At 70.7% G+C, this 19725-nt stretch carries 17 protein-coding genes; 6 read left to right on the forward strand and 11 right to left on the reverse strand.

Translation table 11 applies throughout. The annotated features are described in order from the left end of the window. Positions 1–29 precede the first annotated feature (29 nt). Positions 30–986: an iron exporter MbfA gene (mbfA, locus tag D2K64_RS05645; protein ID WP_120007337.1), complete on the reverse strand. Its 957-nt coding sequence runs from the start codon at positions 984–986 to the stop codon at positions 30–32. 259 nt (positions 987–1245) lie between these two features. On the opposite strand from mbfA, the gene D2K64_RS05650 reads away from it, so the two are divergent. Continuing rightward, positions 1246–1470: a zinc-finger domain-containing protein gene (locus tag D2K64_RS05650; RefSeq protein WP_120007208.1), complete on the forward strand. Its 225-nt coding sequence runs from the start codon at positions 1246–1248 to the stop codon at positions 1468–1470. 22 nt (positions 1471–1492) lie between these two features. Next, the gene (gene polA, locus D2K64_RS05655; RefSeq protein WP_120007209.1) at positions 1493–4357 is read left to right on the forward strand and encodes a DNA polymerase I; all 2865 of its coding nucleotides are present in this window, start codon (positions 1493–1495) and stop codon (positions 4355–4357) included. A gap of 64 nt (positions 4358–4421) precedes the next feature. On the opposite strand, the gene purH is transcribed toward polA, so the two are convergent. The 8 genes from purH to D2K64_RS05695 form a co-directional block, all read right to left on the reverse strand. Continuing rightward, the gene (purH, locus tag D2K64_RS05660; protein ID WP_120007210.1) at positions 4422–5999 is read right to left on the reverse strand and encodes a bifunctional phosphoribosylaminoimidazolecarboxamide formyltransferase/IMP cyclohydrolase; all 1578 of its coding nucleotides are present in this window, start codon (positions 5997–5999) and stop codon (positions 4422–4424) included. Positions 6000–6082: 83 nt separating this feature from the next. Then, positions 6083–6367 (reverse strand): hypothetical protein, encoded by a 285-nt coding sequence (locus D2K64_RS05665; RefSeq protein WP_120007211.1) that lies wholly within the window; start codon positions 6365–6367, stop codon positions 6083–6085. A 361-nt stretch (positions 6368–6728) separates the two neighbouring features. Beyond that, entirely contained in the window at positions 6729–7703 is a 975-nt protein-coding gene (locus tag D2K64_RS05670) for a Bug family tripartite tricarboxylate transporter substrate binding protein (protein ID WP_120007212.1), read from the reverse strand. Between the two features lie 14 nt (positions 7704–7717). Further along, the gene (locus D2K64_RS05675; protein ID WP_120007213.1) at positions 7718–9079 is read right to left on the reverse strand and encodes an LLM class flavin-dependent oxidoreductase; all 1362 of its coding nucleotides are present in this window, start codon (positions 9077–9079) and stop codon (positions 7718–7720) included. A gap of 84 nt (positions 9080–9163) precedes the next feature. After that, positions 9164–10084, reverse strand: a complete 921-nt coding sequence (gene dmeF, locus D2K64_RS05680) for a CDF family Co(II)/Ni(II) efflux transporter DmeF (RefSeq protein WP_120007214.1) — start codon at positions 10082–10084, stop codon at positions 9164–9166. 9 nt (positions 10085–10093) lie between these two features. Next, the gene (locus D2K64_RS05685; protein WP_120007215.1) at positions 10094–10366 is read right to left on the reverse strand and encodes a metal/formaldehyde-sensitive transcriptional repressor; all 273 of its coding nucleotides are present in this window, start codon (positions 10364–10366) and stop codon (positions 10094–10096) included. 57 nt (positions 10367–10423) lie between these two features. Beyond that, positions 10424–10948: a GNAT family N-acetyltransferase gene (locus D2K64_RS05690; RefSeq protein ID WP_120007216.1), complete on the reverse strand. Its 525-nt coding sequence runs from the start codon at positions 10946–10948 to the stop codon at positions 10424–10426. Between the two features lie 57 nt (positions 10949–11005). After that, positions 11006–11581: a helix-turn-helix domain-containing protein gene (locus tag D2K64_RS05695; RefSeq protein WP_120007217.1), complete on the reverse strand. Its 576-nt coding sequence runs from the start codon at positions 11579–11581 to the stop codon at positions 11006–11008. 99 nt (positions 11582–11680) lie between these two features. On the opposite strand from D2K64_RS05695, the gene D2K64_RS05700 reads away from it, so the two are divergent. Further along, positions 11681–13006: a DNA recombination protein RmuC gene (locus D2K64_RS05700; protein WP_120007218.1), complete on the forward strand. Its 1326-nt coding sequence runs from the start codon at positions 11681–11683 to the stop codon at positions 13004–13006. Then, a complete protein-coding gene (locus tag D2K64_RS05705; RefSeq protein WP_120007219.1) occupies positions 13003–14265 on the forward strand; it encodes a NupC/NupG family nucleoside CNT transporter in 1263 nt (420 codons plus the stop codon). Before D2K64_RS05700 ends, D2K64_RS05705 begins: the two co-directional genes overlap by 4 nt. Before the next feature lie 33 nt (positions 14266–14298). Here the strand turns inward: D2K64_RS05705 and D2K64_RS05710 are convergent, their stop codons facing one another. Next, positions 14299–14739, reverse strand: a complete 441-nt coding sequence (locus D2K64_RS05710) for a DoxX family protein (RefSeq protein WP_120007220.1) — start codon at positions 14737–14739, stop codon at positions 14299–14301. A gap of 95 nt (positions 14740–14834) precedes the next feature. After that, positions 14835–15215, reverse strand: a complete 381-nt coding sequence (locus D2K64_RS05715) for a hypothetical protein (RefSeq protein WP_238384032.1) — start codon at positions 15213–15215, stop codon at positions 14835–14837. Between the two features lie 12 nt (positions 15216–15227). Between D2K64_RS05715 and D2K64_RS05720 the strand changes: the two genes are divergently transcribed. Together D2K64_RS05720 and metH are read left to right on the forward strand one after the other, a co-directional pair. Continuing rightward, complete coding sequence (locus D2K64_RS05720; RefSeq protein WP_456316366.1) at positions 15228–16199, forward strand: ArsR/SmtB family transcription factor; 972 nt, start codon at positions 15228–15230, stop codon at positions 16197–16199. A gap of 12 nt (positions 16200–16211) precedes the next feature. After that, complete coding sequence (gene metH / locus D2K64_RS05725; RefSeq protein ID WP_120007222.1) at positions 16212–19712, forward strand: methionine synthase; 3501 nt, start codon at positions 16212–16214, stop codon at positions 19710–19712. Positions 19713–19725: the final 13 nt, after the last annotated feature.

A 19725-nucleotide genomic window follows, 5' to 3' on the forward strand; every position in this document is an offset into this window, starting at 1 on the left:
CAGCGCCGGCGGCGCGTCAAGCCACGGCTTCAGCCGCTGCCGATCAGGATGCCGGCGGCCAGCACCAGGGCACCGCCCAGCATCACTTTGGCGGTGGCGGCCAGCGGCGGCGTGTCCATGTACTTCCACTGGATCCAGGCGATCGCCAGCAGTTCCAGCACCGTGACGATCACCGCCAGCACGGTGGCGGTCCAGAAATCCGGGATCAGGTAGGGCAGGGTGTGGCCGATGCCGCCCGCCATGGTCATCAACCCGCAGACCGTGCCGCGCAGCAGCGGCGTGCCGCGCCCGGACAGCTTGCCGTCATCCGCCAGCGCCTCGGCAAAGCCCATCGAGATGCCGGCGCCGACGCTGGCGGCGAGGCCCACCAGCAAGGCATCATGCGAGTTCTGCGTGGCGAAGGCGGCGGCGAAGACCGGCGCCAGGGTGGAGACCGAGCCGTCCATCAGTCCGACCAGCCCCGGCTGCACGATCTGCAGCACGAAGCGGCGATGCGCGCTGTCGTTCTCCGCTTCCCGCACGCCGCCCGACAGGTGCTGCGCCTCCATGGCGTCGATGCTGTGGGTGTGGCCGGTCTCGGCCGCCGCCAGATCCCCCAGCAGCTTGCGGATGCCGGCATCGGTGGTGCGCGCGGCGGCGGCGGTGTAGAAGCGGCCGGCATCCTCCTCCATCTGGCGGGCGTGCCGGCGCACCGCCTCGATGCCCAGCGGCAGCACCTGCCAGGCCGGCCTGCGGCGATACCAGCCGCGGATGTCCTGCCGGCGGATCAGCGGAATGTGCGTGCCGAAGCGCTGCACGAACAGGTCGATCAGCTGGCGGCGATGATCGCTTTCCTCGGCTGCCATCGCCTCGAACACCGCCGCGCTGGCGGCATAGTCGGCACGCAGGCTGTCCGCGAAGTCGGCAAAGATGCGCCCATCCTCCTCCTCGTTGGAGATGGCTAGGGCGAGAAGCTCGCGTTCCGTGAGGTCGTTGAGGCTCGGCATGGACGGCACCATGCCGCATTCGCGGCAAAACTCCAAGTAAGCCACAAATCATGAGATCGTTTCTCAATCTCATTCGCAGTAAATAGGGAAACGATTACTGAAGGAGTTGTTGCGGCGGAAGAACGCGCTCAAATCCCTGCACGGCCCCTCCGGTCGTGCCGGGCGGCGGCCGCGGCGCCGGCAAGGCCGCGCCCGCGCTGGCCTCGATCCGCGCTTGCCCCTATCTTCCACCCCATTCGAGACGAACGGAACGCCACCGATGCGCGATGAGAAGCTGACCGGCTACACTCCCACCCTGATCCCCGGCGTGACGCCGGAGGAGAGGACGGTGGTTCAGAGCCGCAAGGTCGCCTGCAACAATGGCGGCGGCACGATGGGCCATCCCATGGTGTATCTGCGCATCGAGGACAACCAGGTCACCTGCCCCTACTGCTCGCGCACCTATGTGCTGGCCGAAGGCGCCGGCGACGACGGGCATCACTGAGCAGACGGAAAGGGCGAGCACCATGGCGGACGCGGCGGTCAGCCCCGACATCCTGGCCGAACCGGTGAAGGAGGCGGAGCCGCATCTGATCCTGGTGGACGGCTCCGGCTATATCTTCCGCGCCTTCCACGCCCTGCCGCCGATGACGCGGCCGGATGGCGTGCCGGTGAACGCCGTGTTCGGCTTCACCAACATGCTGGGGCAGTTCCTGACCCGCCATGCCGGCACCCACATCGCGGTGGTGTTCGATGCGTCCCGCGTCACCTTCCGCAACGCCATCTACGACCAGTACAAGGCGCACCGCCCCGAGGCGCCGCCGGAGCTGGTGCCGCAATTCTCCCTGATCCGCGAGGCCACCGCCGCCTACGGCGTCGCCTGCATCGAGCTGGATGGCTACGAGGCGGATGACCTGATCGGCGCCTACGCCAAGGGCTTTCAAGGGTTGGGGGGGCAGGTCACCATCGTCTCCTCCGACAAGGACCTGATGCAGCTGGTGCGCCCCGGCGTGCAGCTGCTGGACCCGATCAAGCAGAAGCCGATCCGCGAGCCGGAGGTGATGGAGAAGTTCGGCGTCACCCCGGACAAGGTGGTGGACGTGCAGGCGCTGGCCGGCGACAGCACCGACAACGTGCCCGGCGTGCCCGGCATCGGCATCAAGACCGCCGCCGCGCTGATCAATGAATATGGCGACCTGGAGGGGCTGCTGGCCGCCGCGGCGGCGATCAAGCAGCCGAAACGGCGCGAGGCGCTGGTCAACAACGCCGAGCTCGCCCGCATCAGCAAGAAGCTGGTGACGCTGGATTGCGACGCGCCGCTGCCGCGGCCGATCGACGAGCTGCTGGCCCGCCCGCCGGAGCCGGGACGGCTCGCCGGCTTCCTCAGGGAACAGGGCTTCCGCTCCCTGCTGCACCGCATGGGCCTCGATGGCGACGCCGCGCCCGAGACGGCGCCGGTCAGCCGCCCGCGCTTCGTGCCGCAACTGCCCGAGGCCGCGCCCGGCACCACCACCGAGATCACCCCGGCCGCCGATTCGGCGCCCTTCGGCCCGTATGAGACCGTGGTGGACGAGGCGGGCCTCGCCCCCTTCATCGCCGCCGCGCGGGAAGCCGGCGTGATGGCAGTGGACACGGAAACCGACAGCCTGGACGCGCTGCACGCCAATCTGGTGGGCATCTCCCTCGCCGTGGCGCCGGGCCGCGCCTGCTACATCCCGCTGCGGCATGGCCTGCCGCCCGGAACCGGCGACATGCTGCAGGAAGCGCCCGTCGCCCCCGCGCAGATGAGCCAGGACGCCGCCGTGGCCGCGCTGCGGCCGCTGCTGGAAGACCCGGCGGTGATGAAGGTGCTGCACAACGCCAAATACGATCTGGAAGTGCTGTGCCGGCCGGAGCATGGCGGCATCGCCGTGTCGCCGGTGGATGACACCATGCTGATCTCCTACAGCATGGATGCCGGGCGGCACGGCCACGGCATGGACGAGCTGTCGCTGCGCCATCTCGGCCATAAGCCGATCACCTATGACGAGGTGACCGGCACCGGCCGCGCCCGCATCCCCTTCGGCCAGGTGGCGCTGGACAAGGCCACCGCCTACGCCGCCGAGGATGCCGACGTCACGCTCAGGCTGTGGCACGCGCTGAAGCCCCGGCTGCGCCCGGATCAGGCGCTGGTGCTGTACGAGCAGGTGGAGCGCCGCATGGTCGCCGTGCTGCGCGACATGGAGATCGCCGGCATCAAGGTGGACGGCGCCGAGCTCACCCGCATCGGTGAGGATTTTTCCCAGCGGATGGTGGTGCTGGAGAAGGAGATCCAGGACCTCGCCGGCCGCCCCTTCAACGTCGGCTCGCCCAAGCAATTGGGGGAAATCCTGTTCGACGAGCAGAAGCTGCCGGGCGGCAAGCGCGGCAAGGCCGGCGCCTGGGGCACCGACGCGGCGGTGCTGGAGGATCTCGCCTCCCGCGGGCATGAGCTGCCGCGCAAGGTGCTGCACTGGCGCCAGCTGTCGAAGTTGAAATCCACCTATGTCGAGGGGCTGGCGGCGCAGATCGACCCGCGCGACCACCGGGTGCACACCGATTTCTCGATGGCCATCACCTCGACGGGGCGGCTCTCCTCCACCGAGCCCAATCTGCAGAACATCCCGATTCGCACGGAGGAGGGCGCGCGCATCCGCCGCGCCTTCGTGGCCGAGCCGGGCCACGTGTTGCTGGCCGCCGATTACTCGCAGATCGAGCTGCGCCTGCTGGCGCATCTCGCCGACGTGCCCTCGCTCCGCGAAGCCTTCGAGAAGGGCGAGGACATCCACAGCCGCACGGCCGCGGACATCTTCAACCTGGCACCCGACCAGGTGGACCGCGAGGCGCGGCGCCGCGCCAAGACCATCAATTTCGGCATCATCTACGGCATGTCGGCCTTCGGCCTGGCGTCCCGCCTCGGTATCCCCGCGGCCGAGGCGCGCTCCATCATCGAAGCCTATTTCTCCCGCTACCCCGGCATCCTGGAGGAGATGGAGCGGCTGAAATCCGAGGCGCGCGAGAAGGGCTACGTGACGACGCCCTTCGGCCGCAAGCTGTGGATCGACGGCATCCAGGCCAAGGAACAGGCGCGCCGCGGCAATGCCGAGCGTGCCGCCATCAACGCCCCGTTCCAGGGCGGCGCCGCCGAGATCATCAAGCGTGCCATGGTGCGCATGCCCCGCGCGCTGCGGGAGGCCGGCCTGTCCGCCCGCATGCTGCTGCAGGTGCATGACGAGCTGCTGTTCGAGGTGCCGGAAGCCGAGATCGAGGCCACCGCGAACTGCGTGCGACAGGTGATGGAAGGCGTGGCCGAGCTGCGCGTGCCACTAAGGGCCGAGATCGGGCACGGGCCGAACTGGGGTGTCGCGCACTGAAGGCGGCTGCCCGGGGTGACGAGGATCACCCCGGCGGAGGTCCAGGGGCGGCGCCCCTGGCGTCTCAGTGCCGGAAATGCCGCATCCCGGTGAACACCATGGCGAGCCCCGCCTCATTGGCTGCGGCGATCACCTCGTTGTCGCGCATCGAGCCGCCCGGCTGGATCACCGCCGTCGCGCCGGCCGCCGCCGCCGCCTGAAGGCCGTCGGCGAAGGGAAAGAAGGCGTCGGAAGCAACCACCGAGCCATGCGCCAGCGGCGCGTCCAGCCCGGCGGCCTTGGCGGCCTCGGCCGATTTCCAGGCGGCGATGCGGGCGGAATCGACGCGGCTCATCTGCCCGGCGCCGACGCCCACCGTGGCGCCGCCCTTGGCATAGACGATGGCGTTGGACTTGACGTGCTTGCCGACGCGGAAGGCGAAGATCAGGTCGGCCATCTCCTGCGCGGTGGGCGCCCGCTTGGTCACCACCTTCAGCTCGGCCTCGGTGATGCGCCCGGCATCGCGCGACTGCGCCAGGAAGCCGCCCGAGACGGAGCGGATCACGCGCCCCGGCTCGGCCGGGTCGGGCAGGCCGCCGGTCAGCAGCAGGCGCAGATTCTTCTTGCGGGCGAAGATGGCGCGCGCCGCCTCGTCCGCGTCGGGCGCCACCACCACCTCGGTGAAGATCGCCGTGATGCGCTCGGCGGCGGCGGCGTCCAGGGTGCGGTTGGCGGCGACGATGCCGCCGAAGGCCGAGACGGGGTCGCAGCGCAGCGCCAGGTCCCAGGCATGGGCGAGGTCGCTGCCCTGCGCCACGCCGCAGGGATTGGCATGCTTGACGATGACGATGGCGGGCGCATCGAACTCGGCCACGCATTCAAAGGCGGCGTCGGTGTCGTTCAGGTTGTTGAAGCTCAGTTCCTTGCCTTGCACCTGCGCCGCCGTGGCGATGCCGGGACGGTTGGAACCGTCAGTGTAGAAGGCGGCGTGCTGGTGCGGGTTCTCGCCGTAGCGCAGCGTCTGGCGCAGCCCGCCGGCGACGGCGAGGCTGGGCGGGAAATCCTGTTCCAGTTGCCGCGCGAACCAAGTGGAGATCGCCGTGTCATAGGCGGCCGTGCGGGCGAAGGCCGCCGCCGCCAGCGTCTTCCGGGTGGCCAGCGTGGTGCCGCCCGAGGCCTCGACCTCGGCCTGCACGGCGGCCATCTGGTCGGGATGGGTGATCACGACGACGTCGGCATGGTTCTTGGCCGCGGCGCGGGTCAGCGCCGGGCCGCCGATGTCGATCTCCTCGACGGTCTCGGCATAGCCGGCGCCCTTCGCCACCATGGCCTCAAACGGATAAAGGTTGGACACCAGCAGGTCGATCGGCGCGATCCTGTGGCTCTCCATCTGCGCCACATGCTCCGGCAGGTCGCGCCGGCCGAGCAGGCCGCCATGGATCTGCGGCACCAGCGTCTTGACCCGGCCGTCCAGGATCTCGGGGAAGCCGGTGTGGTCGGAGACCTCGACCACCGCCACGCCATTCTCGCGCAGCAGCCGGGCGGTGCCGCCGGTGGACAGGATCTCGACGCCCTTGGACGCCAGGAAGCGCGCGAAATCCAGCAGCCCGGTCTTGTCATAGACCGAGATCAGGGCGCGGCGGATGGACACGGTGTCGGCCATGGCGGAGGGGAACCTTCTCACGCAGTCTCGTCGCGGGCGGGATAGACCCTTGGGCCGGAAGGCTCAACCTGGCACGGCGCGGGTCAGCGCTGCGTGGCGGGGGGCAGGCCGGCCCGGAAGCAGCCGGCGGAGGGCAGGGCGGCGAAGCGGCGGTTGATCTCGGCCCGGGTGGCGGCCGGGCCGATCCCGGCGAACACATCGGGCCGCGTCCAGCCGGCCAGCGCCTCCACCGCCAGGATGGCCGGCGGCACGGCGCCGAAGAAATTCCACAGCCCGTGCGCCCGCCCCTGCCGCATGGCCGCGGGGGAGGACAGCCCGGGCACCTGCAGCGCCCCTGCCAGGGATCGCCGTGCCGCATTCTCCGCCACGCGGGGGGATCGAGAAGCCGCCCGATCCCGACCCGTTCCGCAGCCCGGGCACCACCGGCCCGTTGCGGAACCTCGGCCTCGGCCTCAGCGCGCCACATCGGGTCGAGCTCCATCGACCACGGCAACGGCGGCGGCAAGGTCAACGGCGTGAGGCTGCTGGATGTCGCGATCCGCTACGAACTCGATGCCGTGGCGCCGGCGCTGACGGGCATGCAGGTGGCGGTGAACGCCAACAACCTGACCCACAAGAACCACTCCACCCGCGCAGAGCTGCTGCTCCTGGGGCAGCGGCCAGACCGTGACCGGTTCGGTGCGCCGCCGCTGATGGTCACGGGCGAGGCAGGCGGATGTTTTCGGCGTCTCAGCTCTCGGTCTCGATCTTCGCCGCCGCGATCACGCCCTTCCACAGCGCGATCTCGCCGGCCAGATAGGGTGCGAAGCGCTGTTCCGGCATCGCCGCCGCGGCGAAGCCGGAGGTGGCATAGGCTTGCCGCACCTTGGGCAAGGCCAACGCCGCGGCGGCCTCGGCTTCGAGCCGCGCCAGGATGGCCGGCGGCAGGCCGGGTGGCGCCACCAGCCCGTACCAGTTGCTGACGCGGAACTCGCCGGCCCTGCCGTCCAGCACGGGCGTTCCCGGCGAGCGTGCCCAGGGCTCGGCGGTGGACACCGCCAGAAGCTTCAGCGTGCCCTGGTCGATCATCGGCCACACCGCCGCGTCGCTGAAGCCCACATCGACGATGCCCGCGGCGAGGTCGGTCAGCAGCGGCGCCGTGCCGCGATAGGGAATGTGCAGCATGTCAGTGCCGAGGCGGATGTTCAGCAACTCCAGCGACAGATGCGTCGAGGAGCCGATGCCGCCGGAGCCGAAGCGCACCTCCCGCGGCTTCGCGCGGGCCCAGGCCAGAAAGGCGTCCAGCTCGGCGGCCGGCAGATCGCGGCGTGCCACCAGCAGCAGCGGGCTGGTGGTCAGTCGGCTGACATGCGTCATCGCCATCGGGTCATAGGGCGTCCGGCGCAGCAGCGGGCCGATGGTGACATTGCCGGCGGAGGTGATGCCGAGCGTGTGGCCATCCGGCGCGGCGCGGAACACCTGCTCGATGCCCAGCGCGCCGGCGGCGCCGGCCTTGTTCTCCACCACCACGGGCTGGCCCAGCACGGGCGACCAGGCCTCGGCCAGGACGCGGCCGACCAGGTCGAGGCCGCCGCCCGCCGGAAAGGGCACGACGATGCGGATCGGACGTTCCGGCGCCCAGACGGGGGCGGCGGCGCGAGTGGTGCGGGGCAGGGCGGGCGCGGCCAGCAGGCCCAGCGCGACGCGGCGGCTGATGCTGTTCATGGCGATGTTCCGGTTCAGGCGTGGGGCAGCGCGACGTGGCCCCGCGCCCCATGCGAGGGACGTGCCAGCCCCAGATGCTCGCGCAGGGTGGTGCCGGCGTATTCGGTGCGGAACAGGCCGCGTCGCTGCAATTCGGGCACAACCAGCGCGGTGAAGGCGCGGAAGCCTTCCGGAAAGGTGGGCGGCATCACGTTGAAGCCGTCCGCCGCGCCGGTCTCGAACCATTCCTGCATGCGGTCGGCGACCTCCGCCGCGCTGCCCACCACCATGTGGTGCCCGCGCGAAACGGCGATGCGCTCATAAAGCTGGCGGATGGTCAGGTTTTCGCGCCGCGCCAGGTCGGCGATCACCTTCAGCCGCGCCTTGCCCACGTCGGTGTCCGGCAGCTCCGGCAAGGGCCCGTCCACGTCAAAGGGCGAAAAGTCGAAGCCGCCGGTCAGGAAGGACAGCAGCGACAAGCCGACATCCGGGTGCAGCAGGCGCTGCAGCTCGGCCATGCGGTCCTCCGCCTCGGCCCGGCTGCGGCCGACCACGGGGAACAGCCCGGGCATCACCTTCACCGCCTCCGTGTCGCGGTTCCGCGCGGCGAGGCGGCTCTTGATGTCGGCGTAGAATTCCTGCGCGTCCGGCAGCGCCTGGTTGACCGCGAAGATCACCTCGGCGGTGCGGGCGGCGAGGTCGCGGCCGGCTTCCGACCCGCCGGCCTGCACCAGCACCGGATGGCCTTGCGGCGGCCGCGCCAGGTTCAGCGGGCCGCGCACGCTGAAATGCTCGCCCCGGTGATCCAGCACGCGCAGCTTCGCGGCATCGAAGTAGATCCCGCTTTCCACGTCGCGGCGGAAGGCGTCGTCGGCGAAGCTGTCCCACAAGCCTTTCGTCACCTCGACGAACTCGGCGGCCCGGGCGTAGCGCCCGGCATGCGCCATGTGGCTGTCGCGGCCGAAATTCCACGCCTCGTTGCTGTTGGAGGTGGTGACGATGTTCCACCCCGCGCGCCCGCCCGAGATGTGGTCCAGCGTGCCGAAGGCGCGCGCGATGTGGTAGGGCTCGGAATAGGTGGTGGAGCCGGTGGCGACGAGGCCGATACGCTGCGTCACCATGGCCAGCGCGGACAGCAGCGCGATCGGCTCGAAGATGTTGGCGCGGGTGGTGCGGCGCACCGCCGGCCAGTCGGTCTGCGGCACGCAGTTGTTGTCGGCCAAAAACACCATGTCGAAGCAGGCGGCCTCGGCCATGCGGGCGATGTCGGCATAGGCGCGGATGCTGGTGGGCATGTCCGCCTGTGCGCCGGGATGCCGCCAGCCGGCGATGTGGTGGCCGGTGGAGAGCAGGAACAGGCCGAGGCGCATCTGGCGCCGGGAGGAAGCAGCAGGCATGGCGGAATCCCGGAAAAACGGCCGCGTCGCTCCCCTGTCCGTTATTCCTGCATCAGGTAGCGTGGTTTCCCGGATTGAACAACATCATGCCGTGGTTGGGGCGCGGCATTCCACCGTGACATGCGCCAGTTCGTGAATGGGCGCGAGGCGCGCGCGGATCGCCTCCACCGCCGCGCTGCCGGTGACGCTGACGATCGCCGCATGCGCTTCGGGCCCGACGCGCCACACATGCAGGTCGGTGATGCGCGCATCGCCCGCGGTCTCGACCTGGGCGCGGATCTCGGCCTCCAGCTGCGGGTCGGTGACGTCGAGCAGGGTGGCGGCGGTGTCGCGCAGCAGCCCCCAGGACCAGCGGGCGATCACCACGGCGCCGACGATGCCGATGGCCGGGTCGAGCCACACCCAGCCCAGATAGCGCCCGGCCAGCAGCGCGACGATGGCCAGCACCGAGGTCAGCGCATCGGCCAGCACGTGCAGATAGGCCGAGCGCAGGTTGTTGTCGGCCTGGCCATGGTGGTGATGCCCGCCGTGATGGTGGTGATCATTGTGCCCGTGCCCATGGTGGTGTCCGCCGGACAGCAGCAGCGCGCTTGCGAGGTTCACCACCAGTCCGACCGCCGCCACCAGGGTGGCCTGGCCGAAGGCGACCTCGCCGGGATCAAGCAGGCGGCCGACCGATTCGGCGGCAATGCCGAGGGCGAAGATCCCCAGCCCCAGCGCCGAGGCGAAGCCGGCCAGGTCGCCCACCTTGCCGGTGCCGAAGGAGAAACGCCGGTCATGGGCGTGGCGCCGGGCAAAGGCGTAGGCGCCGGCGGCGATGGCCAGGGCACCGGCATGGGTCGCCATGTGCAGCCCGTCCGCCAGCAGCGCCATGGAGTTGAAGGCCAGGCCGGCGATGATCTCGGCCACCATCATGGCGGCGGTGAGCAGGACCACCCACAGGGTGCGGCGCGCATTCTCGTCATGCGCGCGGCCCAGGAAGACGTGGCTGTGCGGCTCGGCCATGGACAGCTCCTAGTTCGAATACCGGCGGATCACGGCGATCAGCTCCCCGGCGCCCGCGGCCCGCTCGGCGTCGCTGAGGCCGGGGCGGGCGACGTGCTCTTGCAGGTGGTCGGCGACGATCTCGTCCAGCAGCCCGTTCACCGCGCCGCGCACGGCGGCGACGCGCTGCAGGGTCGTGGCGCAATCCGCCTCCTCCAGCAGGGCGCGCTCCACCGCTTCCAGCTGGCCGGCGATGCGGCGGACGCGGTTGAGCAGGGGCTGGCGCTTCTCGGACAGGTGCATGATACCTTACCTGGGTAGGGTATTCACTGCCTGCAAGAAGCGTCCGGACGGGTGCCCTCAGGCGGCGAGCCGCTTGAACATGACGGTGGTGGCCGCGGTGCCCAGCACGCCATCCCGCGGCAGCAGCGCGTAATCCGGCACCTGCCCGGCTTCCTGCCAGCCCAGGCCGCGATACAGCGTCTCGCCGGCATCGCCGGTCAGCGTGTCCAGCACCAGCAGCCAGCGGCCCTCCCGCGCCGCCAGGGCCTCCAGCGCCCGCATCAGCGCGCGCCCCAGGCCGAGGCGGCGGGCCGCCGGATGCACCATCAGCTTGGAGATCTCGGCGCGGTGGCGGCCATTCGGCAGGCCGGCGGGGCAGAGCGAGCCGGTGCCCAGGATGCGCCCGTCCCGACGCGCCACCAGCAGGCGGCGGCTGCCTTCGGCGATCGCCGGGCACAGCCCCTGCCAGAAGGCCAGCGCTTCCGCCTCCGCCAGGGGCGGCAGGAAGCCGATGCTGGCGCCGTTATCGACGCAGGCCCGCAGCAGCGCCGCCAGCTCGGGCAGCGCGGCGGGCAGGGTGGCGGCGGTGAGTTCCTCGATCATGCGCGGGATCTTTCAGGACGGGCAGGGTCAGGACGGACAGAGTCAGGGCGGGCAGAGTCAGGGCGGGCAGAGCGCCAGCACGTAACGCGCGGCGGCGCTCCCGGCGGGGCAGTGGAAGCGGCTCGGGCCGAACAGCCGGTAGCGCAGGCAATCGCCGGGGGAGAGGCGGTGCGTCTCCCCGTCCACCGTCAGCTCCAGCGCGCCATCGAGCAGCCACAGATGGTGCTCCAGCCCCGGCTGCGGCGCGGTGTCGTAGGCGAGGGTGGCGCCCGGCGGCATGGTGCCTTCCAGCAGCTCGGCCCGCAGCCCGCCGCCGGGCGGCGACACGATGCGGCGGCGGAAGCCACTGCCGGGATCGGTCCAGCATGGCTGCGCGGCGGCGGGGATCAGGGCGGGCGCGGCGTCCTCCACCTCCGTCATCAGCCGGGACAGGGTGCGGCCATAGGCGGTGCAGAGCCGGCCCAGCATGGCGGCGGTGGGGCTCGCCTCGCCGCGCTCCAGCCGCGACAGGGTGGCCCGGCTGATGCCGGTGCGCTCGGCGAGTGCGTCGAGCGACAGGCCCTGCTCGGCGCGCAGCGTGGCGAGCCGGGCGGCCAGGCGGGTTTCCAGCGCGTCAGACGGGTATTCTCTCATAACTGAGAGGATTTCCCGAATCTGAACAGAAGGTCAAGCCATGCCTCGCCTTGTTTCCCCTTCCGTTCCTATCATGGCGCGATCTGCCTGGAGTCGCGCATGCCGGACTGGCTGCTGCCCTTGTCTCTCGCGGCCGTACCGGTGGCCCTGCTGCTGCTGGTTCTGGCCCTGCGCCGCCCCACCCCAGCGGTGCCGGCCGATGCCCTGGCGCTGCTGGCCGGCAAGCTGGAAGCGGTGGCGGGCACCCAGGAACGCCTCGCCGCGCTGACCGCCGATCGCCTCGCCCAGCAGGACCACGCCCTGGCCGAGCGGCTGGACCTGTCCGCCCGCCGCCTCGACGCGGCGCTGCGCGCGCAGAACGACCGGCTGGCGGCGCAGGAGCGGGCCATGGCCGACCGTCTGGCGCGCTCCACCCAGGGCATCACCGACAGCATCGCCCATGCCCTCGGCAAGCAGAACGACCGCATGGCGGCGACCGGCCTCGCGCTGAACCAGGCCATCGCGGCGCAGAACGAGCGGCTGGACGCGGCGCTGGCGACGCAGGGCGAGAAGCTGGCGCGCAACCTGGCCGAGCAGGCGCAGCGGGCGCAGGACACGGCGGGGCAGATCCAGGAGCGGCTGGCGGTGATCGACGCGGCGCGGGCCAACATGGAGGCGCTGGGCGGGCAGGTCACCAACCTCGCCGCCATCCTGGGCAACAAGCAGCAGCGCGGCGCCTTCGGCGAGATGCAGCTGCGCCAGCTGATCGAGGACCGGCTGCCGCCGGACGGCTTCTCCTGGCAGCACACCCTGTCCACCGGCGCGCGCTGCGACTGCCTGATCCAGCTGCCCTATCCGCCGGGCCCGGTGGCGGTGGACAGCAAATTCCCGCTGGAAGCCTGGCAGAGCTGGCGCGACGCCGCCGAGGATGTCGGCGCCCGCACCGCCGCCGGCCGCCAGTTCAGCGCCGACATGCGCCGCCACGTCGACGACATCGCCCGCAAATACCTGATCCCCGGCGAGACGGCCGACGCCGCCATCCTGTTCGTGCCTTCCGAGGCGGTGTTCGCCGAGCTGCACACCGGCTTCACCGCGGTGGTGGACGAGGCGCAGCGGCGGCGTGTCTACATTGCCTCCCCCACCACCCTGTGGGCGATGCTCTCGGCCATGCGCTCGCTGATGCAGGACGTGCGGATGCGTGCCCAGGCGGGGCGCATCCGCGAGGAGGTGGCGCGGCTGATGGCCGACCTCAACCGGCTGAACGACCGGGTGGGCAAGCTGAAGTCGCATTTCACCCAGGCGCAGGACGATATCCGCATGATCGACATCAGCACCGACAAGATCCTGCGCATCGGCGCCCGCATCGAATCCGCCGAGATGGACGACGCGCCCGCGGCCGCGCCCGCCCTGCCGGTCCCGGTGGCCGGGGTGGCCGGCGGCGAATGAGCCTGCTGCAGGCGCAATCCGCGCTCGGCCTGGTCGGGCTGGCGGCGCTGGCCTGGGCCTGCGGCGGCTTCCGCCGCCCTATCCCCTGGCGCATCCTGGCCGCCGGGCTGGCGCTGCAGATCGGGCTGGCCGCGCTGCTGCTGGAACTGCCGCCGCTGCGCGCCACCTTTGACGGGCTGGGCAAGGGGGTGGAGGCGCTCTCCGCCGCGACCCAGGCGGGCACGGCGCTGGTGTTCGGCTATCTCGGCGGCGCGCCGCTGCCGTTTCAGGAAACCCGGCCGGACGGCGGCTTTATCCTGTTCTTCCAGGCGCTGCCGCTGCTGCTGGTGGTGGGCGCCTTGTCGGCGCTGCTGTACCACTGGCGCATCCTGCCGCTGGTGGTGCGCGGCCTTTCGGTGCTGCTGCGCCGCGCCTTCGGCATTTCCGGCGCGGCCGGGTTCTCCGTCGCCGCCAACGTGTTCCTCGGCATGGTGGAGGCGCCGCTGCTGATCCGTCCCTGGCTGGCGCGGCTGAGCCAGGCGGAGCTGTTCATGGTGATGGTGGCCGGCCTCGCCACCATTGCCGGCAACATGCTGGTGATCTACGCCACGCTGCTGGCCCCGGTGGTGCCCGGCGCGGCCGGCCAGCTGCTGACCGCCAGCCTGATCTGCGCCCCGGCCAGCGTTCTCGCCGCCGCGCTGATGCGCCCGCCGGCCGTTCCAGCGGCCGGCGCCGGTGCCGCGGTGCTGCCGGACGAGATGGCGGCGCCGCGCCTGTATGACAGCGCCATGGAGGCGGTGGTGCAGGGCACCGCGGACGGGCTGCAATTGCTGCTCGGCGTGATGGCGACGCTGATCGTGTTCGTGGCGCTGGCGGCGCTCGCCAACATGATGCTGGAACCGCTGACCGGCTGGACGCTGCAATCCCTGCTGGGCCTGGTGTTCCGTCCGCTGGCCTGGCTGATGGGCATCCCCGGCGAGCACCTGGCCACGGTGGGGTCGAGCCTCGGCCTCAAGGTGGTGTTGAACGAGTTCGTGGCCTATCTGGGCTTCGCCACGGGCGGCGGCCTCGGCCTCGACGGGCGCTCGCGGCTGATCCTGACCTATGCGCTGTGCGGCTTCAGCAATCTCGGCTCGGTCGGCATCATGCTGGGCGGGCTGACCACGATGTGCCCGGAACGGCGGGCCGACATCGTGCGCCTCGGCCTGCCCGCGCTGGTGGCCGCCAACATCGCCTGCTGCATGACGGGCGCGGTGGTGGGACTGCTCACCGCGCCCTGAGCCCCGGAGCGTGAACTCCGGGGCGTGGGGCGCCTACTCCGCCGGCACGCCGAGCAGGCGGCTGCTGCGGGCGCGTTGCTGCCGGTGCGCCAGGATCGACACGATCACCAGCGCGCCGATCATGCCCACATGCTCGGCGGCGGTGTGGAAGGCGTGGATCGCGCGATCCCCGTCCATGGCCCAGAAATGGTGCACGATGGGAATCGTCAACGCGGTGAACACGCCCAGGGCCCCGGCGCCGAGCCAGGTCCAGCGGTTCAGGATGATCAGCGCCGAGCCACCCAGCTGCGTGACCAGCACCAGCGTGTTGAACAGGGCAGGCGGGTTCAGGCCGAACATCGCCATCTCCGCCATGCCGCCGCTGAAATCGAGCAGCTTGGCGAGGCCGCTGCCCCAGAAGGGCAAAGTAAGCAGGATACGCGCCAGGGTCTCGACCACGGCGCTGTTCAGGATGGAGCCGATCACTGGCGGCATGGCACGTCCTTCGCATCTTCGCGGCGGGCAGCCTTAGCGGATTCGTTGCGAGTATGAAACGTGAAATCCGCGCCGCTCGCCGGATCGTGCGCCGGTCAGCCGGAGCGGAAGCGCGCGCTGGTGACGCTGTCGCCGGCCAGCGCCGCGGCGACAGCGTCGCGCCCGGCGGCGGTGCGGGTCACCGCCAGGATCTCGGTGAACCAGGGCGCGTCGCCGCGCGCGCGGGCTAGAAACAGCCGGTCCAGCGCGATGGCCACTGGGCTGCGCGGCTGGCAGCAGGCGCAGCCGCCAGGATGGGCGCCGGGCGGCCGCGCGCCGGCCGCAGGAGGGGCCGCGAAATGCTCCACGCGCACCGCATCGCCGGGCAGGGCGGCCCCGTCCTCCGCCAGCACCACCGCGCCGGGTGGCGCGTCGGGCGTGGGGAGCAGGCGGACGGGCGTGCGGGCGTCGAGGGACCAGACCATTGCCCTGGACATAAGGATATCTTTATGTCATTTGCAAGCCCCATGGAGCCCTTGCTGGCGCAATTGCGCGCCACCGCCGAACCGACCCGACTGCGCCTGCTGGCCCTGTGCGCCCGCGGCGCCTTCTGCGTGACCGAGCTGTGCGCCATTCTGGGTCAGTCGCAGCCGCGCCTGTCGCGCCACCTGAAGCTGCTGGTGGAAGCCGGGCTGCTGGAGCGGCTGCCGGAAGGCGCCAACGTGTATTTCCAGCTGCCGCCGGGCGCCGAGCTGGTGCGGCAGGTGCTGGCCCGCCTGCCGGAAGACGACACCACCGTCGCCGCCGATCGCCGCGCCAGCGCCCGCATCGCCGCCGAGCGCGCCCGCGCCGCCTCCGAGGCCTTCCGCCGCGACGGCGCCGACTGGGACGAGATCCGCGCCCTGGGCCTGCCGGGTGCCGAGATCGAGGCGGCGCTGCTGGCGCTTCTGCCGGAACGCCTCGGCCGCGCGGCCGATATCGGCACCGGCACGGGGCGGCTGCTGGAGCTGATGGCGCCGCGCGCCGGCGCCGTGCTGGGGCTGGACGCCAGCCGCGAGATGCTGGCGCTGGCCCGCGCGCGCCTCGGCGAGCGCAACATCGGCAACGCCTCGGTGCGGCTGGCCGACATGTACCGCGTGCCGCTTCCGGATGCCGCCTTCGATGCCGTGACCCTGCAGATGGTGCTGCACTACGCCGAGGACCCGGCCGCCGCCCTGGCCGAGGCCGCGCGCCTGCTGCGCCCCGGCGGGATGCTGGTGGTGATCGACCTGGCGCCGCACGGGCGCACCGAATTGCTGACCCGGCAGGCGCATCGCTGGCCCGGCTTCGATGACGCGGCGCTGGCCGGATGGCTCGGCGCCGCCGGCTGCGCGCCGCTGCCGGCGGTCGAGGTGGCGGGGCCGGTTCCCGTGCGCCTCTGGCCGGCACGCCGCCTGGCCGCCACGGTGGCGCCCGCCACCGAACCTGTTCTGACCTTCTGAAAGGCCCATCCCATGGCCCGTCCGTCCCTGCTGCAAGCCCTGCGCGACCGCGTCCTGCTCTGTGACGGCGGCATGGGAAGCCGTGTCCAGGCGCTGACGCTGGATGTGGAGAAGGATTACTGGGGCAAGGAGAACTGCACCGAGGTGCTGAACCTGTCCCGCCCCGACCTGGTGCGGGAAATCCACCGCGGCTACTACGAGGCCGGGTCGGACATGGTGCTGACCAACTCCTTCGGCGGCTCGCCCATCACGCTGGAGGAATTCGAGCTGGGCTCGAAGGCCTTCGAGATCAACAAGCTCTCCGTGGAGCTGGCGCGCGAGGCCGCCGAGAGCTTCGCCGATGGCCGCGACCGCTGGGTGATCGGCGACATCGGCCCGGGCACCAAGCTGCCGAGCCTTGGCCACATCGACTACGACACGCTGGAAGCCGCGCTGACCGAGCAGTGCCGCGGCCTGATCGCCGGCGGCGCCGACGCGCTGCTGACCGAGACCAACCAGGACACGCTGTTCATCAAGGCTGCGGTGAACGCCGCCAAGATCGCGCTGCGCGAGGCCGGCCGCGACGTCCCGATCTTTGTGCAGGTGACGGTGGAGACCACCGGCACGCTGCTGGTGGGCGCCGACATCGCCGCCGCCGCGACCGTGGTGCAGGCGCTGGACGTGCCGCTGATGGGGCTGAACTGCGCCACCGGCCCGCAGGAAATGGCCGAGCACGTGCGCTACTTGGCGCAGAACTGGCCCGGCCTGATCTCGGTGCAGCCCAATGCCGGCCTGCCCGAGCTGGTGGACGGCAAGACCCACTACCCGCTCGCCGCCGCCGAGATGGCGAGCTGGATGGAGCGTTTCGTGGCCGAGGACGGCGTCAACCTGATCGGCGGCTGCTGCGGCACCTCGGTGCCGCACATCCAGGCCCTGGATGCCATGCTGCGCCGCGTCGATGGCGGGCGGTTCCGTCCGGCGCCGGTGGCGCGCCGCGTCCACTGGGTGCCGCAGGTGGCGAGCCTTTACGGCGCCACCACGCTGCGGCAGGAAAACAGCTACTTCTCGATCGGCGAGCGCTGCAACGCCAACGGTTCCAAGGCCTGGCGCGAGCGGCAGGCGGCGCATGACTGGGATGCCTGCGTCTCCATCGGGCGCGAGCAGGTGGGCGAGGGCTCCAACTCGCTCGACATCTGCACCGCCTTCGTCGGCCGCGACGAGATGGCGGAGATGAACGAGGTGGTGCGCCGCTTCACCGGCTCGGTCAACGCGCCGCTGGTGATCGACAGCACCGAGACGCCGGTGATCGAGGCGGCGCTGAAGCTGCATGGCGGCAAGCCGATCATCAACTCGATCAATTTCGAGGATGGCGAGGGCCACGCGACCGACCGCCTGAAGCTCGCCAAGAAGTTCGGCGCCGCCGTGATCGCGCTCACCATCGACGAGGTGGGCATGGCGAAGACGCCCGAGGACAAGCTGCGCATCGCCGAGCGCCTGGTGGACTTCGCCTGCAACCGGCACGGCCTGCCGCAGAGCGACCTGCTGATCGATCCGCTGACCTTCACCATCGCCACCGGCAACGAGGATGACCGCAAGCTCGGGCAATGGACGCTGGAAGGCATCCGCCTGATCCGCGAAAAATTCCCCGACATCCAGATCATCCTGGGCCTCTCCAACATCTCCTTCGGCCTGAACCCGGCCTCGCGCCACGTGCTGAACAGCGTGTTCCTGGACCACGCGGTGAAGGCCGGCATGACCGGTGCCATCGTGCATGTCTCCAAGATCAAGCCGCTGCACTCCATCCCGCCCGAGGAGGTGAAGGTCGCGGAAGACCTGATCTTCGACCGCCGCAGCGAAGGCTACGATCCGTTGCAGCGCCTGCTGGAGATGTTCGCCGGCCGCAAGGCGGCGGACACGGCGAAGAAGGTCAAGGCGGAGACGGTGGAGGGACGGCTCAAGGACCGCATCGTCGATGGCGACCGCAAGGGGCTGGACGACGAGCTGGCCGATGCGCTGGCCAAGGGCATCCGCCCGCTCGACATCATCAACGGCATCCTGCTGGATGGCATGAAGGTGGTGGGCGAGCTGTTCGGCTCCGGCAAGATGCAGCTGCCTTTCGTGCTGCAATCCGCCGAGACCATGAAGGCCGCCGTCGCCTATCTCGAGCCGCACATGGAGAAGATCGAAGGCCAGGAGAAGGGCACCATCGTGCTCGCCACGGTGAAGGGCGACGTGCACGACATCGGCAAGAACCTCGTCGACATCATCCTCACCAACAATGGCTACAAGGTCGTCAACCTCGGCATCAAGGTGCCGCTGAACGACATGGTGGCCGCGGTGCGCGAGCACCGGGCGCACGCCATCGGCATGTCCGGCCTGCTGGTGAAATCCACCGTGGTGATGAAGGAAAACCTGGAGGAAATGTCACGCCAGGGCGTCGAGGTGCCAGTGCTGCTGGGCGGCGCCGCGCTGACGCGCAACTTCGTCGAGGATGACTGCGTCCGCGCCTACGCCAACGGCAAGGTCGCCTATGCCCGCGATGCCTTTGACGGCCTGCACCTGATGGACAAGGTGATGGGCAACGGCTTCGAGGACTACCTGGCGGCGCTGCAATCCAAGCGCTCCGGCAAGTCCAAGAACAGCACGCGCACGCTGGGCACCGCCGATCCGCGCGGCTTCGCGCCGGTGGAACTGGGCTACGCGCAGGAACGCCGCCGCCGCCTGACCGCCGGGGAGGCCGTGCCGACGCCGCCCTTCTGGGGCGCGCGGGTGATCGAGGCGGCGCCCAAGGCCATCGTGCCCTTCGTCAATGAGCGTTCGCTGTACCAGTTCCAGTGGGGCTTCCGGAAGCAGGGCCGCAGCCTGGAGGATTTCATCGGCTGGGCGAAGCAGGAGCTGCGCCCGGTGCTGAAGCGGATGCTGACCCTGGCCGAGGCGGAAAACATCCTCCGGCCGCAGGCGATCTATGGCTATTGGAAATGCGCCGGCCAGGGCAATGAGGTGATCCTGTTCGCCGAGGACGGCGTCACCGAGGCCGCGCGCTTCGCCCTGCCGCGCCAGCCCAAGCAGGATGGCGATTGCATCGCCGATTTCGTGCGCGACATCGACGACGGGCCGGAGCATCGTGACGTGATCGGCCTGCAGGTGGTCACCGTGGGCCAGAAATCCAGCGACGTCGCCCGCGAATGGTTCGAGGACAACCGCTACCAGGATTACCTGTACCTGCATGGCCTGTCGGTGGAGATGGCCGAGGCGATGGCGGAATACGTCCACAAGCGCATCCGCGCCGAGCTCGGCTATGCCGGGGAGGACGACCGCGACATGGAGAAGATGCTAAGCCAGGGCTATCGCGGTGGCCGCTATTCCTTCGGCTACCCTGCCTGCCCGCGGCTCGAGGACCAGGTGCCGCTGCTGAAGCTGCTCGGCGCGGAGCGGATCGGCGTTTCCATCAGCGACGAATGGCAGCTGCACCCGGAGCAATCCACCAGCGCCATCGTGCTGCACCACCCGCGCGCGAAATACTTCTCCGTGTGAGCAGGCCGGGGGC

The sequence above is a fragment of the Teichococcus vastitatis genome (assembly GCF_003604215.1).
GTDB classification, from domain to species: Bacteria; Pseudomonadota; Alphaproteobacteria; order Acetobacterales; family Acetobacteraceae; genus Pseudoroseomonas; species Pseudoroseomonas vastitatis.